A 16100-nucleotide genomic window follows, 5' to 3' on the forward strand; every position below is an offset into this window, starting at 1 on the left:
AGGTGGGGGAAAGCCATGAAAAAAGTGCAGACAGAAATGGCTCCGGCTGCAATCGGACCATACTCACAGGGTATTGTTGTTAACAATATGTTTTACAGCTCAGGGCAGATTCCATTGACCGCCGGCGGCATCATGGTGGATGGAGATGTTAAGGAGCAGACGCACCAGGTGTTCAAGAACCTTCAGGCTGTACTGAAAGAAGCAGGTGCTTCGCTGGAAACAGTCGTGAAGGCGACAGTCTTCATCAAAGATATGAATGACTTTTCGGAAATCAATGAAGTCTACGGAGAATACTTCGGAGAGCACAAGCCTGCCCGTTCCTGTGTGGAAGTGGCAAGGCTGCCAAAGGATGCACTGGTTGAAATTGAAGTAATAGCGCTCGTTAAGTAACGGGGGCTTTTTTTTATCTTAATATATTTTCTGAATTAACTGTTAATTTAGGTGATTTGTACTGTCAGATAAGGGTCCGCAGATTTTGTCAGCGTCTCCTTTTCGGTCCATTTCCCCACAGGATGGGAAAAAACCTAAAAAAAAATTCCCATTTAAGAAGGAGAATTGGAAAATTTGTTGAATTTATAAAATTAGAATTTATTTACTAGTAAAGGTGGTGAACCCAATGGAGGTAACTGACGTAAGATTGCGCCGTGTAAATACAGATGGACGGATGAGAGCAATTGCATCTATTACTTTAGACCATGAGTTTGTTGTTCATGATATCCGTGTCATTGACGGCAATAATGGCCTATTTGTGGCAATGCCCAGCAAACGTACACCTGATGGAGAGTTCCGTGATATCGCTCACCCGATTAATTCCGGGACGCGCGGCAAGATCCAAGAAGCTGTTTTGGCAGAATATCACCGCTTAGGCGAATTAGAAGTTGAATTTGAAGAAGCTGGAGCTTCTTAAGTATAATTGCAACAAGGGCCTACTTCATGAGTCAGGCTCTTTTTTATGGCCATTTTTTCTTCCAGTTCACTTATTATTGCCTTTCCCCGGTATGTCCCCTTTATAAACCATTTCCCTAAAAAAAACCCTTCCCAGAAAATCTTCATGATGACAAAAATATGTACTTTGGCAACATTCCTTGAAATGAAAGGCTTTTTAAGATATATTCTTAATGGATAAAAAGGTAAATTGGAGGCCTGTAAATGTCTACACGTTTCGCGGTAATTTTAGCCGCAGGCCAAGGGACACGCATGAAGTCAAAGCTTTATAAAGTGCTTCATCCTGTTTGCGGCAAACCAATGGTTCAGCATGTTGTGGATCAAGTATCGAATCTTCATATAGAAAAAATCGTCACCATCATCGGCCACGGCGCCGAACTTGTCAAATCCCAGCTGGGAGACGCAAGCAGCTATGCCCTCCAGGAGGAACAGCTGGGGACAGCCCATGCTGTCATGCAGGCAAAGGATGCCCTTGAAGGCAAAGAGGGCGTGACTATCGTTGTGTGCGGGGATACCCCCCTCATCAAAGCAGAAACAATGGAGGCGCTCTTCCGCCATCATGAGGAAACCGGTGCAAAAGCAACCATCCTCACTGCCATCGCTCCCGACCCTGCAGGATACGGAAGAATTGTACGGAATGAAGAGGGGCATGTCGAGAAAATCGTCGAGCATAAGGATGCAGCAGAGCAGGAGAGAAACATCAAGGAAATCAACACGGGTACATACTGCTTTGATAATGCGTCTCTCTTCCGCGCCCTGAACAACGTCAGCAATGACAATGTCCAAGGGGAGTATTATCTGCCGGATGTCATTGAAATCCTGAAAAATGAAGGCGAGACGGTATCAGCCTTTGCGACAGGCGATTTCGATGAGTCGCTCGGCGTCAATGACCGTGTGGCCCTTTCACAGGCAGAAAGCATCATGAAAAGGCGCATTAATGAGAAGCATATGAGGAACGGTGTGTCGCTGATCGATCCTGAGCAGACGTATATCAGTGCTGAAGCTGTGATTGGCCAGGATACCGTCATCTATCCGGGAACAGTCATCCAGGGGGCTGCGGTGATCGGTTCAGAATGCGTGCTCGGCCCCAACACGGAAATCAAGGATTGCACTATTGGGAACACCACTGTTATCAGGCATTCTGTTGCCCATGACAGCAGCATCGGCAATGATGTGGCCATCGGCCCGTTTGCCCATATCCGCCCGCTGTCGCATATTCATGATGAAGTGAAGGTCGGAAATTTCGTTGAAATCAAGAAGTCTGTTTTCGGCAAGGGAAGCAAGGCATCCCATCTAAGCTATATTGGCGATGCAGAAGTCGGAAGCGAAGTGAATCTCGGCTGCGGCTCAATCACAGTCAATTATGACGGAAAAAATAAATTCCTGACAAAAATAGAAGACGGCGCATTCATCGGCTGCAACTCCAATCTGGTTGCACCGGTCACAGTCGGCAAAGGCGCTTATGTAGCGGCCGGCTCTACCATCACGGAAGATGTGCCGGGAGAAGCACTGGCGGTGGCCCGTGCAAGGCAGACGAATAAAGAAGATTATGTGAGCAAGCTTAATAACAAGAAATAAAAGTGATAAAAAGCTAATGGAGGTTAACATGTCGAACCAGTATTTAGATCCAAACCTGAAGGTGTTTTCCCTGAATTCCAATCGTGATCTGGCATCGGAAATTGCAAAGGTAATCGGAGTGGAGCTTGGAAAGTGCTCTGTTACACGTTTTAGTGATGGAGAAATCCAAATTAACATCGAGGAAAGCATCAGGGGCTGTGATGTATTCGTGATCCAGTCTACAAGCTCTCCTGTAAACGAGCACTTGATGGAGCTTCTGATCATGATTGATGCGCTGAAGAGGGCTTCTGCCAAGACCATCAACATTGTTATGCCTTACTACGGCTATGCCCGCCAGGACCGCAAGGCGAGAGCCAGGGAACCGATCACTGCCAAGCTTGCAGCCAATCTGCTTGAAACGGCCGGGGCGACGCGCGTCATCACGCTGGATCTTCATGCGCCGCAAATCCAGGGCTTCTTTGATATCCCGATCGACCACCTGATGGGTGTTCCGATTCTGGCCGATTACTTCGGGAACAAGGACCTGGATGGCGATATCGTCATTGTATCACCGGACCACGGCGGTGTAACCCGCGCCCGTAAGCTTGCTGAGCGCCTGAAGGCTCCGATCGCCATCATCGACAAACGCCGCCCTAAGCCGAATGTGGCGGAAGTCATGAATATCGTTGGAAATATCGACGGCAAGATTGCCATTCTGATCGATGACATCATCGATACTGCCGGAACGATCACCCTTGCTGCTAATGCCCTGATCGAAAATGGTGCGAAGGAAGTCTATGCATGCTGTACGCACCCTGTATTGTCAGGGCCGGCGATTGAGCGGATCCAGAACTCAAATATTAAAGAACTGGCTGTCACAAACTCCATTGCTTTGCCTGAAGAAAAGAAAATTTCAAAAGTCAGGGAGCTGTCTGTAGCGCCTCTTATCGGGGAAGCGATCATCCGCGTCCACGAGGAGCAGTCTGTCAGCACTCTGTTCGATTGATCCAGCTGTACGAGAGGCTTGCCGCAGGGCAAGCCTCTTATGCTATAATCATGTTATAAAAACAGCTTACAGGCAAAAGTGTTTAAAACATCTCCAATTAGGGCATTTTTAAAAAGATAAGTATGCAGTCCATTTGCATGGTTCATTTTTAATTACACCTTAAATTGAGGAAGGGGACGTTTTTTTATGAGCACTTTACTTCAAGCAAAAGAACGAAAAGAATTCCGCAATTCCAATCTGACGCAGCTGCGCAATGAGGGGAATATTCCTGGTGTTGTTTATGGGAATAAAATCGAAAGCAAGGCAATCTACCTGAACGGTCCAGATTTTATCAAAACAATCCGGGAAACAGGCAGGAACGCTGTTTTTTCTCTTGATGTAGAAGGCACCAGGCATGATGTGGTGCTGAGCGACTATCAGGCGGACCCTTTGAAAAATGAAATTACCCACCTGGACTTCAGGGCGGTTGATATGTCGCAGGAAATCATGGCAGAGGTGAGGATCGAGCTTGTCGGCGATGCTGCGGGCGTCAAAGACGGCGGTGTCCTTCAGCAGCCTGTCCATGAGCTGTCTATATCTGCCAAGCCAAATGACATCCCGCAGAGCGTAGAGGTAAATATTGCAGATCTCCAGGTCGGGGAAAGCATCACGGCCGCTGATATTAAAGCAGGCCGCGGCTTCACGATCAACACGGATGATGAAACAGTCATTGCTTCCATCCTAGCGCCAAGGCAGGAAGAGGAAATCAGCACAGGCGAAGAGCAGGAGCCTGGCATCCCTGAAAATCAGGAAGGCCGGGAAACTGAAGCAAAAGAAGACTAACAATTGAGGGTCTGGCTGCTGGTCAGACCTTTTCTTATAAGGCAAGAAAAATAAAAATCTTATTTTTTTACTTCGATTACTGTCTAGCTCCAGCGCCTGCCCCCTCGAGCCGCAGGACGTGGCAATCATAGTCTGCGTTCCTTAGGGGGCAAGGCGCTTGCGCTTTTCTTTGTGGAGGGAATTTTACATGAAATTATTTGTAGGGCTGGGGAACCCAGGGAGAGAATATGAGAAAACAAGGCATAACATCGGCTTTGATGTCATTGACAGGCTGTCCGAGAAGCTGAATATCCCTATGGACCAGGCAAAGTTCAAGGGCATGTTTGGCATGGGCCGCGTCAACGGAGAGAAAGTATTCCTTCTAAAACCGCTTACATATATGAATCTGTCAGGAGAATCCATCAGGCAGCTGATGGATTATTATGATATTGATACAGAGGATCTGGCCGTCATCTATGATGACCTTGATTTGCCTCCGGGAAAAATCCGCCTCAGGCAGAAGGGCAGTGCAGGAGGCCACAATGGCATCAAATCGACCATTGCGCATACAGGCACACAGGAATTCAGCCGCGTCCGCGTCGGGATCGGGCGCCCTGAAGGCGGGATGAAGGTGACTGATTATGTGCTGGGGCGTTTTACAGCAGAAGAACAGAAAGTGATGGATGAGGCGGCAGACCGCTCTGCTGATGCCTGTATAGACTGGATCACAAAACCTTTTCTTGAGGTCATGAATCAATATAACCAATCTTAGCTTTTCATTATTTCTTTTGGCCTTACATATGATAAAGTTAAGTTAGCGTTTTTTTTGCGGCAGGCTGTGAGTGAATAAGATTCCCTTCCGGGGCAATACTAGCAATAACAATTGTTAGACAGGGAGGGACAGGCATGGCACTTCACTATCATTGCCGCCATTGCGGCATGAAGATGGGTACGCTGGATAACTTGTCAATGCATGCAGAGAGCCTCGGGTTCCACAAACTGAATGAAGAAGAACGCCAGGAGATGATTCTCTATGGATCATCCGGGGATATACACATAAAATCGATCTGCGAGGATTGCCAGGAATCATTGGAAAGAAATCCTGACTACCATCAGAACGATTACCTTATTCAATAAAAAGCTTTGGACGAACACTCCAAAGCGTTTTTCTGTTTCCATATGCACACATAATGACTTAGGACGAGAGGAGGGGTTGCCATGCTAGGATTGAAACAGCTTTTCACCCGGCAGGAGGATATAGGGACTGTCATTTCCGGAGTGAACGGGGGGCTGAAAGAGCAGCTGATCGCCGGATTGACCGGATCGGCGCGGACGCTTTTCCTTGCCTCTATATATGAGCAGACGAAGAAGCCTATGCTGGTTGTAACTCACAATCTGTTACAAGCACAGAAATTATATGATGATATTGTCAATCTGATAGGCGAGGATGATGTATATCTTTATCCCGCCAATGAACTGATCGCATCGGAGCTGAGCATTGCAAGCCCTGAGCTGAGGGCGCAGAGGATCGACGCGCTCAACCATTGGAGCGGAAAGGGCACTGGAATTGTCCTCATCCCGATGGCTGGGATGAGGAAGGTGCTTCCGCCTCCTTCCCTTTGGAAGACGCGCCAGCTGATATTAAAGCTTGGCGATGACATAGAAATAGAGGAACAGCTCCTCGAATTTGTCAAAATGGGCTACAGCCGCACCGATATGGTGTCTTCCCCTGGGGAGTTCAGCGTCAGGGGCGGCATCCTGGATATCTATCCGCTGACCGAAGCGGATCCGATCAGGATTGAGCTGTTTGATACTGAAATTGACAGCATCCGTTCTTTTTCCCTGGAAGACCAGCGCTCGAAAGAAAAGCTGCAGCAGGTCCATATCGGCCCTGCAACCGAAAATCCTTTTGAAGATGAGCATTACGACAGGGTGTATCAGAAGCTGGAAAAAGGGCTTTCAGACAGCCTGAAAAAGCTGAAGGATGAAAAAGCGAAAGAGCTGCTGGCACAGAATATCGGATATGAGCTGGAGCAGCTCCGGAACAGGCAAAAACCTGAGCAGATGTTCAAATACCTCTCTTATGCATACGAATCTAATAATAGTTTGCTAGATTATCTCCCGCAGGATGGGCTTATTTTTATCGATGAAATCAGCAGAGTCCAGGAGATGAATGAGTCCCTTGAAAAAGAGGAAGCCGAATGGTATACAAGCCTGCTCGGCGAAGGAAAGATCGTCCATGACGTGAAGATCTCCCACAGCCTGAAGGAATTCATCAGCCGGTCTCATCAGCCGATCGTTTACATGTCCCTGTTCTTAAGGCATGTCCCGAATACGAATCCGCAGAATATCATCAATGTCTCCTGCAGGCAGATGCAGAACTTCCACGGCCAGCTGAATGTGCTGAAAAGCGAGCTGGAAAGATGGAAGAAAAGCGGGTTCTCTGTCTTGTTCCTCGGTCCTGATATGGCCCGGGTCAAAAAGCTTCAAAGCGTGCTGGCTGATTATGAGATAGAGGCGGCCGTCATCGAGCCTGATAAAGAGGTCCTGAAGGGCAAGTTCCAGATCACGGAAGGAAGCCTTCAGACAGGCTTTGAGCTGCCGATCCAGAAAATTGCCGTCATTACGGAAGAGGAGCTTTTTAATAAGAAAACAGCGAAGCGTTCGCCCCGCAGGCAGAAGCTGTCTAATGCCGAGAGGATCAAAAGCTATTCAGAGCTTAAAATCGGCGATTACGTTGTCCATGTGAATCATGGGATCGGCAAATACCTGGGCATTGAGACCCTTGAGATCAACGGCCTCCACAAAGACTATCTGAATATCCGCTATTCAGGCAGCGACCAGCTGTATGTGCCGGTCGACCAGATCGACCTGGTCCAGAAATATGTCGGCTCGGAAGGCAAAGAACCGAAGATCTATAAGCTTGGCGGCAATGACTGGAAGCGCGTCAAGAAGAAGGTAGAAAGTTCTGTCCAGGATATAGCGGACGATCTGATCAAGCTTTACGCCGAGAGAGAAAGAGCGAAAGGCTATGCCTTCTCTCCGGACGGGGATATGCAGCGTGAATTCGAGCTGTCCTTCCCTTATCAGGAAACAGAGGACCAGCTGAGGTCCATCCATGAAATCAAGCTGGACATGGAAAAAGAGCGGCCGATGGACCGCCTTCTGTGCGGCGATGTAGGCTATGGCAAGACGGAGGTGGCAATCCGTGCCGCCTTTAAGGCAATTGCGGACGGCAAGCAGGTGGCAATCCTCGTTCCGACGACGATCCTTGCCCAGCAGCACTACCAGACAATGAGAGAAAGATTCCAGGAATATCCGGTTGAAATCGGGCTCTTAAGCCGATTCCGGACAAAGAAGCAGCAGACCGAAACGGTCAAAGGGCTCAAAAACGGAACCGTCGATATTGTTGTAGGGACGCACCGCCTGCTTTCTAAGGAAATCATTTATAAAGACCTCGGACTGCTCGTCATCGATGAAGAGCAGCGGTTCGGCGTGACCCATAAGGAAAAAATCAAACAGCTCAAAACAAATGTCGATGTCCTGACATTGACTGCGACGCCGATCCCGAGGACTCTGCATATGTCAATGCTCGGGGTGAGGGATTTGTCTGTCATCGAGACGCCTCCGGAGAACAGATTCCCGGTCCAGACATATGTGATGGAATACAATGGCGGACTTGTCCGTGAAGCCATCGAACGGGAAATGGCCCGGGGCGGCCAGGTGTATTTTCTGTATAACCGGGTCGAGGATATCGAACGAAAGGCAGAGGAAATTTCCATGCTTGTCCCTGATGCCAAGGTGGTCGCAGCCCATGGCCAAATGACGGAAAATGAGCTTGAGTCAGTTATGCTGAGCTTCCTTGAAGGCGAAGCGGATGTCCTTGTCAGCACGACGATCATTGAAACGGGAGTCGACATCCCTAATGTGAATACTTTGATTGTATTTGATGCTGACCGGATGGGACTGTCGCAGCTCTATCAGCTGAGGGGAAGGGTCGGCCGTTCCAACAGGGTTGCCTATGCCTATTTCACCTACCGGAAAGACAAAGTTCTGACAGAAGTGGCGGAGAAACGCCTCCAGGCCATCAAGGAGTTCACAGAGCTTGGGTCAGGCTTCAAAATTGCCATGCGGGATCTTTCCATCAGGGGGGCCGGCAATCTGCTCGGCTCGCAGCAGCATGGATTCATCGACTCTGTCGGCTTTGATCTGTACTCCCAGATGCTCAAAGAGGCCATTGAAGAACGGAAAGAAAATCCGGAAACGTATAAAAAACCTTCTGTGGAAATCGATCTGGAAATCGATGCCTACATCCCTGATGCCTATCTTGCAGATGGAAACCAGAAGATTGAAATGTATAAAAGGTTCCGCGGCATCGATTCGATGGATGAGATTGAAGGGCTGAAGGAAGAAATGACAGACAGATTCGGGGACTACCCGGATGAGGTCGCTTATTTATTCCGGGTCGCTGAAATGAAGGTTCATGCCGTGGAGGCCGGGGTAGAACTCATCAAGCAGTCTAAGACAGAAGTGCTGATCCTCCTGTCTGAGGAGGCAAGCTCTCTGATCGACGGCCAGAAAATTTTCCGGGAAAGCACAAAGCATGGACGGATGGTCGGCCTTGGCATGGAAGGCAAAAAGCTGAAGATGGTCATCCAGACAAAGGGTTACAGTGCAGATAAATGGCTCAACACCGCCTATGACATGATTCTTGGAATAGATAAATCCAAAAAGAAGCAGCATAATCCAATATCGTAAAGTAATGGAAAAGTCCCTGTCATCTAATTGAAATGAGAAAAGTGTTTAATAAGAGTAGACAAGGGTATTTCAAATGGTAAGGATTTTTATACTGGAATGTTTATCCTATTGAGGAAATGTTATCACCCAAGAGAAAAAATATTTGCAAGTGTATAGAACTTTCCATATGAAAGATACTAAGTTCAAACATGGAGAAGTTTTCAACAAAAGGAAGCAGAAAATCTTCTCCTGCTAAAAATCATCAGATGAAAGTGAGGCAACGCAGGATGAAAGCAACTGGTATAGTTCGTCGTATCGATGATTTGGGTCGTGTAGTAATCCCGAAGGAAATCCGCAGGACTCTGCGAATTCGTGAAGGTGACCCTCTGGAAATATTTGTAGACCGCGATGGTGAAGTCATCTTAAAGAAGTATTCACCAATCAGCGAATTGAGCGATTTTGCAAAAGAATATGCAGAAGCCTTGTATGACAGCCTTGGAAACCCGGTCCTGATTTGTGACAGGGATACATTTATCGCAATGGCAGGCGGTTCAAAAAAGGACTACCTAAACAAAAACATCAGTGATCTGCTGGAAAAAACTATGGAAGACAGAACTTCTGTCCTCGTCAACAATCAAGGCGAATATGCCCTTGCAGACGGGAACGAAGAAAGCCTTTCTGCTTATACAATTGGCCCGATCATTGCCAATGGCGACCCGATTGGTGCAGTCATCATTTATGCGAAGGAAGATTCACTTGGCGATGTAGAACAGAAGGCTGTGGAAACAGCAGCTGGATTCTTGGCAAGGCAGATGGAGTCCTAATACGTATTGCATCTTATAAAGATTATCGAAAGGGGCAGCCTGGCTGCCTTTTTTCTATGGGGAAAAAGAAAAAGAATGCTTCACAGGCATTTGTTTTATGACAGGCGGGTAACGAAATAAGGTTATTGCGCTGTCATCCCGTCCTGCGGCTGCTGGTTATGCTATAATACTTTTCGAATTCATTATTGGAAGGAGATGGGCGATGAAGCCCGCTAATCAATCAGGGGACTTGTTCAAAGGAGCCCTGATCCTAACAGCTGCCGCTTTAATCACTAAGGTTTTGAGCGCAGTCTACAGAGTCCCCTTCCAGAATATCGTAGGGGATGTCGGCTTTTATATTTACCAGCAGGTTTATCCCTTTTATGGGATTGCCATCGTGCTGTCTACATACGGTTTCCCGGTCGTGATTTCAAAGCTTTATGCTGAACAGGAAAAAAACAGGAAAGAAGCTCTCCAGCTGCTGGCGGCCTCTGGACTTTTTCTTTTGGCCATTGGCCTGGCTGCTTTCTTGGTGATGTTTGCCGGTGCAGACCGGATCGCTTCTCAAATGGGAGATCCAAAGCTGGGTATCCTTTTAAGGACTCTTTCCCCAGTCTTTCTTCTTCTGCCGGTGACCGCGCTTCTCAGGGGATATTTTCAGGGCCGGGGCGATATGCTGCCGACTGCTGTTTCCCAGGTGGGAGAGCAGGCCATCCGTGTGGCGACCATTTTGGCTGCAGCGTTCATTCTTATGAAAGAAGGGGCATCCTTATATACGGCCGGGAGCGGGGCTGTTTTTGGTTCAGTGACAGGAGGCATTGCTTCCGCAGCCATTCTGTCCGCTTATTTCTGGGGCCGGATGAAAAAGGAATCAGCCGGGAGGGCGGATATTGGACTGAAAGGAAAAGCGGTCCTGAAGACGATGAAAACCATCGCTCTCCAGGGAGCGGCCATCAGTGCGGCTTCTATGCTGCTCATTCTTCTGCAGCTGGCAGATTCTCTGAATCTGTATTCCCTGCTTGTGTCGGGAGGGCTCGATGCTGAAGAGGCAAAAAAGCTAAAGGGGATTTATGACAGGGGCCAGCCGCTCATACAGCTTGGGACCGTCATCGCCACTTCGATGTCACTTTCGCTTGTCCCGCTCATCACAGCTGAAAAACTGAAAAACAATCAGAAGTTCCTTGCTGAAAAGGCAGGCCTTGCCCTCCGTGTCAGCCTGCTCTTCGGGACAGGAGCAGCCATCGGGTTATGGGCGATCATCAAGCCGGTCAATATCATGCTGTTTGAGAATGCGGAAGGGTCAGAAGTTTTGTCTGTGCTGAGCCTGTTCATTTTCTTTGCCTCGATCATCATGACCCTTGCGGCCATTCTGCAGGGGCTGGGGCACACTTTTTTCCCGGCTGCTGTGATTATAGGGGGCTTCGGGATGAAATATATCCTTAACATTCTCCTTGTGCCGGCTGCTGGGACGATGGGGGCGGCAATTGCTGCATGTGCAGCGCTGGCCTTTGTGCTGCTTGTCCTGCTCGCCAGGCTGCGCCTCCTGTTGAGGCAGCCTTTAGTGCCAGGCCGTTTCGTGCTGGGGCTCGGAACCGCTGCCGCAGCCATGCTGCTTTTCTTGAAGGCTTATCTGCTGGCTGCGGGGTTTTTGGCCGGGGAAGGCCGCCTTGCCGCTGGCTTCACCGCCTTGAGTGCAGCTGCATCAGGCGGAATTGTATTCATGCTTTTAGCTTTAAAAGGAGAGACTTTTAGAAAAGAAGAAATCAGCATGCTGCCTTTTGGAAGCAAGCTGAGCTATTTGCTGCCCGGCAGGAACAGGAGATGATTCATAATGAATAAGATTACGATTTACGGCCTTGGGGCGGGAGATCTTGAACAGCTGCCCTTTGGCGTTTATAAAGCCCTTCAGGCTGAGGGAGCGGTATATCTGAGGACAGAGGACCATCCGGTGATCAGGGAGCTGCAGGATGAGGGGATGGCTTTTCAGTCATTTGATCGTGTATACGAAAAGCACAGCCGCTTTGAAGAGGTATATGAGGAAATTTGCGATATCCTACTGGAGAAAGCAGCAGATGGGGATGTCGTCTATGCTGTGCCGGGCCATCCGCTGGTTGCTGAGAAAACAGTGCAGATCCTGATCGGGAAAGGTCCTGAACTTGGGATTGAAATCGTGATCGGGGGAGGACAGAGCTTTTTGGACGCGCTGTTTCAGGCTTTGAAAATAGATCCGATCGAAGGCTTTCAGCTGCTGGATGCCACCGACCTGAAAAAAGACGAAGTGATGCTGAAGCATCATATGATCATCGGACAGGTGTATGACACCTATATGGCGAGCAATGTGAAACTGACGCTGATGGAAATGCTTCCGTATGATTATGAAGTCTATATAGCCACAGCAGCGGGGAGCAGCAGGGAGAGCATCCGGAAGGTGTCTTTGTTTGAGCTTGACCGTGAAGCAGAAATCAATAACCTCACCTCGGTCTATGTGCCGCCTGTAAAGGATGAAACCCTCCTCTACAGGGAATTCAGCAAGTTCCGGGAAATCATTGCCGCATTGAGGGGGCCGGACGGCTGTCCCTGGGATATCAAGCAGACCCATCAATCACTCAGGAAATATTTGATCGAAGAGGCATATGAGCTTATTGAAGCAATTGATAATGAAGATATCGACCATATGATCGAGGAGCTGGGGGATGTCCTCCTGCAGGTGGTGCTGCACGCGCAGATCGGGGAAGATGACGGCTATTTCTCCGTTGATGATGTCATTCAGTCTGCTAGTGAAAAAATGATCCGCAGGCATCCCCATGTCTTTGGCGACGCCTCGGCGGAAACAGAAGAGCAGGTCCTGAAAAATTGGCAGGAAATCAAGGCAGAAGAAAAAGGAGCTGCACCTGAATCGCTCTTGAGCGGAATCGTCAAATCGATGCCGCAGCTGCTCCAGGCAGCGGATATCCAGAAGAAAGCAGCCGGCGCAGGCTTTGACTGGCAGGAAATTGGGCCGGCTTGGGAGAAGGTTAAAGAAGAGCTGTCTGAATTTGAAGAGGAAATGAACCGGGATCCGCGGTCAGAAGAAGCAGCGAAAGAGTTTGGCGATATCCTGTTTGCACTCGTGAATATTGCGAGATTCTGCAAAATCGATCCAGAACAGGCAGTCTTCACGACCAATCAGAAGTTCATCAGGCGTTTTACGTATATTGAAGATAAGGTCAGGGAAAGCGGCCGGGACATAAGCGAGTACAGCCTGGAAGAGCTGGACCGGTTCTGGGATGAAGCGAAACAGCAAGGATTATAAAGGGGGAGACATGAATGAGACTGGATAAATTTTTAAAAGTATCAAGATTGATCAAGAGAAGAACGCTCGCGAAAGAGGTAGCGGACCAGGGGAGGATCCTGATCAATGGACAGCAGGGGAAGGCAAGCTCAACCGTAAAGGTTGGGGATGAGCTGACGGTCAGGCTCGGGCAGCGTATTGTGACAGCGAAGATTGACCGCCTCCAGGAAACAAGCCGCAAGGAAGAAGCGGCAGAAATGTATACCATCCTGAAGGAAGAACGGCCAAACCAGCAGGAAAATTAATGTTTAACAAAGCACCGGCGGGGAAACAGGTATATAATAACCCGGCCGGACTCCGAATGTTCTAAACGCCCCTCCGCCCACATACACATGTACAAAAGGTTGTACTATGGAATTGTGGGGGATGAGGATGAGCCAATTTTATGAACCAAACACAGGCAAAAGCAGTGCTCCTGATCATGATGTCATCATGAGGGGACGAAAGCTTCTGGATATTACGGGTGTCAAGCAGGTCGAAAGCTTTGATAATGAAGAATTCCTTTTGGAGACAGTCATGGGCTTCCTGGCCATCCGCGGCCAGAATCTCCAGATGAAGAATCTGGATGTGGAAAAAGGGATCGTGTCCATTAAAGGAAAGGTCTTTGACCTCGTATATATGGACGAACAGCAAGGGGAAAAAGCTAAAGGGTTCTTTAGCAAGATATTCCGATGACCCTTTCTGCGCAGTTTCTTACCATGCTTGCCATGATTGGCATGGGAAGCGCGTTCGGCGCGTCGCTCGATACCTATAACCGCTTCCTGCGACGCGCCAAAAGAAAAAGCTGGATTGTCTTCATCAATGATTTTTTATTTTGGAGCCTGCAGGGACTTGCTGTCTTTTATGTATTGTTCGTAATCAACCAGGGCGAGCTGAGGTTCTATATCTTTATTGCCCTGTTATGCGGGTTTGCTGCATACCAGAGCCTGCTGAAGCAGGGATTCCTCCGGCTGCTTGAAACTTTGATTGAAGCTATTGCCGCGATATTCCGCTTTTTTGTCAGAATGGCGCATCTTTTGATTTATAAACCGATACAATCGGTTGTGATGGGTATTATTTCCCTTATTCTGATGCTCGGCAAAGGCATTATATCCCTTTTGAAGCTGGCACTTCGGATCATATGGACCCTTTTAAAAGTGATTTTAAGCCCTGTCAAATGGATTTGGTCACTTTTTTGGTTGATTTTGCCGAAAAAGATTAAAAATCTCGTCGAGAAGTTATATAATAAATTGGCAGGAAATTTACACACGTTCAAGAATAACTTAAACAGCTTGTTAACCAGATGGAAAAATAAATAAATGGGCAAGGAGGGGCTGCGAGAGTGAGTGCCATCAGGAAACGCAAAGTAGCAAAAATTGAGACAAACTATGCCAAACAGCAAGAGAATGCAGAGATCAGCACAGCCAGGAAGAGAATCCTGCTTATCCGCAGGCTGACTGTCTTTTTCATTGGCGCTGCAGCCATCGCCGTATTGATGATCTCTACACTCGTCACGCAATCCTCTGCTCTTGAAGAAAAGGCCCTCGAAAAAGAGAACCTTGAAAAGAAGCTCGCTTCCCTTAAAAAGAATGAGGTCATCCTGGAAGAAGAAATCGTCAAACTGAATGATGATGAATATATAGCCAAGCTTGCGAGGAAGAACTATTTCCTTTCCGAAAAGGATGAAATTATCTTTAATCTGCCTGAGGATAAGGGCAAAAAGAAGGAAAAGGAAAAAACATCCGAGTAGCTGTCTTATTGACACTCTTTTTTGAAATTCTGTATAATATAAAGTAAGTTTAATTCTTTTAATCTTTAAGGAGGCAAAATCTTTTTATGTCAATCGAAGTAGGCAGCAAGTTACAAGGAAAGGTAACCGGCATTACTAATTTCGGCGCGTTCGTAGAACTGCCGGAAGGTTCAACCGGTCTTGTCCACATTAGTGAGGTCGCAGATAACTATGTTAAGGATATTAATGACCACCTGAAGGTCGGTGACCAGGTTGAGGTCAAAGTCATTAATGTGGAGAAGGATGGAAAGATCGGCTTATCCATCAAGAAAGCAGTAGACAGGCCAGAGAGACCAGCTAGACCAGAAAGAACTGACAGGCCTGAACGCCGGGAATCCCGCGGCGGATATTCGGGATCTCCGCGTCCGCGCAATGGAAGGCCGAGTGACAGCCGTCCGCCAAGGGAGAACTTTGAGTCCAAAATGGCCAAGTTCCTGAAAGACAGTGAAGATCGATTGGCCTCGCTAAAACGCAACACTGAATCCAAACGCGGAGGAAGAGGCGCTAAACGAGGGTAACTTGCTGCTGATTTTTTTCTATATATTGCAAGACAATGACAGGCCGAGGGGCTTGTCTTTTTTTGTGGTTTCAAAAGTAAGACAAATAAAAAACACCTGCTCCGGAAAGGAACAGGTGTTTTTTTGAAGGGCTGGGCAAGCTGGTTGCGCATTTCATTGTCCAGCTCCGGGTGCTAGCCCCTCGAGTCTTAAGCCACCTCAGAATTGAAGGCAAAAAGACGCCTTCATTTCTGAGGCGTCTTAAGCTTGTCGGGGCTGAACAAGCACCCTCCGCATTTCATGTATGACCCCTACGGGATTCGAACCCGTGTTACCGCCGTGAAAGGGCGGTGTCTTAACCGCTTGACCAAGGGGCCGTATTTAAATATAAGGATAGCGGCGGAGGGGATCGAACCCCCGACCTCACGGGTATGAACCGTACGCTCTAGCCAGCTGAGCTACACCGCCATAATATAAGCACAAGGAATATAATACAAAGGATTGACTCTGGTGTCAATAATATTTTGAAAGAAAAATGTCGGTTCTCCTTTTTTTCAGTTCGCCAATTTTTTCTGGCAGGTAATTCGCGCTGTAAAGGCATTCCTATCTATTATTTGTGTGAATATTCAAAACTGCATTCATCATTATGGGATTA

General features: G+C 48.0%; 16 protein-coding genes and 2 tRNA genes. 16 read left to right on the forward strand and 2 right to left on the reverse strand.

Features of this window, described 5'->3' with window-relative positions; translation table 11 throughout:
- Positions 1-15 precede the first annotated feature (15 nt).
- From ridA to AC4E8B_RS00375, 16 genes are all read left to right on the forward strand, one after another.
- Positions 16-390, forward strand: coding sequence for a 2-iminobutanoate/2-iminopropanoate deaminase (ridA, locus tag AC4E8B_RS00300; RefSeq protein ID WP_490216349.1), 375 nt, complete (start codon positions 16-18; stop codon positions 388-390).
- Between the two features lie 226 nt (positions 391-616).
- On the forward strand, positions 617-907 hold the full coding sequence (spoVG, locus tag AC4E8B_RS00305; RefSeq protein ID WP_009336662.1) for a septation regulator SpoVG: 291 nt from the start codon (positions 617-619) through the stop codon (positions 905-907).
- 242 nt (positions 908-1149) lie between these two features.
- Positions 1150-2523 carry a bifunctional UDP-N-acetylglucosamine diphosphorylase/glucosamine-1-phosphate N-acetyltransferase GlmU gene (glmU, locus tag AC4E8B_RS00310; protein ID WP_490216351.1) on the forward strand — a complete coding sequence of 458 codons (1374 nt, stop codon included), beginning with the start codon at positions 1150-1152 and terminating at the stop codon, positions 2521-2523.
- Positions 2524-2551: 28 nt separating this feature from the next.
- Positions 2552-3508, forward strand: coding sequence for a ribose-phosphate diphosphokinase (locus tag AC4E8B_RS00315; protein ID WP_094769611.1), 957 nt, complete (start codon positions 2552-2554; stop codon positions 3506-3508).
- Between the two features lie 186 nt (positions 3509-3694).
- Positions 3695-4330 carry a 50S ribosomal protein L25/general stress protein Ctc gene (locus AC4E8B_RS00320; RefSeq protein ID WP_490216353.1) on the forward strand — a complete coding sequence of 212 codons (636 nt, stop codon included), beginning with the start codon at positions 3695-3697 and terminating at the stop codon, positions 4328-4330.
- A 187-nt stretch (positions 4331-4517) separates the two neighbouring features.
- The gene (gene pth / locus AC4E8B_RS00325; protein ID WP_490216355.1) at positions 4518-5081 is read left to right on the forward strand and encodes an aminoacyl-tRNA hydrolase; all 564 of its coding nucleotides are present in this window, start codon (positions 4518-4520) and stop codon (positions 5079-5081) included.
- 134 nt (positions 5082-5215) lie between these two features.
- Complete coding sequence (fin, locus tag AC4E8B_RS00330) at positions 5216-5446, forward strand: anti-sigma-F factor Fin (RefSeq protein WP_490216357.1); 231 nt, start codon at positions 5216-5218, stop codon at positions 5444-5446.
- 81 nt (positions 5447-5527) lie between these two features.
- Positions 5528-9067: a transcription-repair coupling factor gene (gene mfd, locus AC4E8B_RS00335; RefSeq protein WP_490216358.1), complete on the forward strand. Its 3540-nt coding sequence runs from the start codon at positions 5528-5530 to the stop codon at positions 9065-9067.
- Positions 9068-9333: 266 nt separating this feature from the next.
- Complete coding sequence (gene spoVT / locus AC4E8B_RS00340) at positions 9334-9870, forward strand: stage V sporulation protein T (RefSeq protein ID WP_490219420.1); 537 nt, start codon at positions 9334-9336, stop codon at positions 9868-9870.
- 202 nt (positions 9871-10072) lie between these two features.
- The gene (locus tag AC4E8B_RS00345) at positions 10073-11674 is read left to right on the forward strand and encodes a putative polysaccharide biosynthesis protein (protein WP_490216360.1); all 1602 of its coding nucleotides are present in this window, start codon (positions 10073-10075) and stop codon (positions 11672-11674) included.
- A gap of 6 nt (positions 11675-11680) precedes the next feature.
- Positions 11681-13141: a bifunctional methyltransferase/pyrophosphohydrolase YabN gene (gene yabN, locus AC4E8B_RS00350; RefSeq protein ID WP_490216361.1), complete on the forward strand. Its 1461-nt coding sequence runs from the start codon at positions 11681-11683 to the stop codon at positions 13139-13141.
- A gap of 14 nt (positions 13142-13155) precedes the next feature.
- Positions 13156-13425, forward strand: a complete 270-nt coding sequence (locus tag AC4E8B_RS00355) for an RNA-binding S4 domain-containing protein (RefSeq protein ID WP_490216363.1) — start codon at positions 13156-13158, stop codon at positions 13423-13425.
- A 127-nt stretch (positions 13426-13552) separates the two neighbouring features.
- Positions 13553-13855 (forward strand): sporulation protein YabP, encoded by a 303-nt coding sequence (yabP, locus tag AC4E8B_RS00360; RefSeq protein ID WP_490216365.1) that lies wholly within the window; start codon positions 13553-13555, stop codon positions 13853-13855.
- Complete coding sequence (gene yabQ / locus AC4E8B_RS00365) at positions 13852-14478, forward strand: spore cortex biosynthesis protein YabQ (protein ID WP_490216367.1); 627 nt, start codon at positions 13852-13854, stop codon at positions 14476-14478. Before yabP ends, yabQ begins: the two co-directional genes overlap by 4 nt.
- Before the next feature lie 23 nt (positions 14479-14501).
- On the forward strand, positions 14502-14909 hold the full coding sequence (locus tag AC4E8B_RS00370; RefSeq protein ID WP_490216368.1) for an FtsB family cell division protein: 408 nt from the start codon (positions 14502-14504) through the stop codon (positions 14907-14909).
- Positions 14910-14995: 86 nt separating this feature from the next.
- Positions 14996-15466: a S1 domain-containing RNA-binding protein gene (locus AC4E8B_RS00375; RefSeq protein WP_490216369.1), complete on the forward strand. Its 471-nt coding sequence runs from the start codon at positions 14996-14998 to the stop codon at positions 15464-15466.
- Positions 15467-15750: 284 nt separating this feature from the next.
- Here the strand turns inward: AC4E8B_RS00375 and AC4E8B_RS00380 are convergent.
- Positions 15751-15822, reverse strand: a tRNA-Glu gene (locus tag AC4E8B_RS00380).
- Positions 15823-15839: 17 nt separating this feature from the next.
- Positions 15840-15913 (reverse strand) — tRNA-Met (locus AC4E8B_RS00385).
- Between the last annotated feature and the right edge of the window lie 187 nt (positions 15914-16100).

The sequence above is a fragment of the Bacillus sp. SRL543 genome (genome assembly GCF_984799205.1).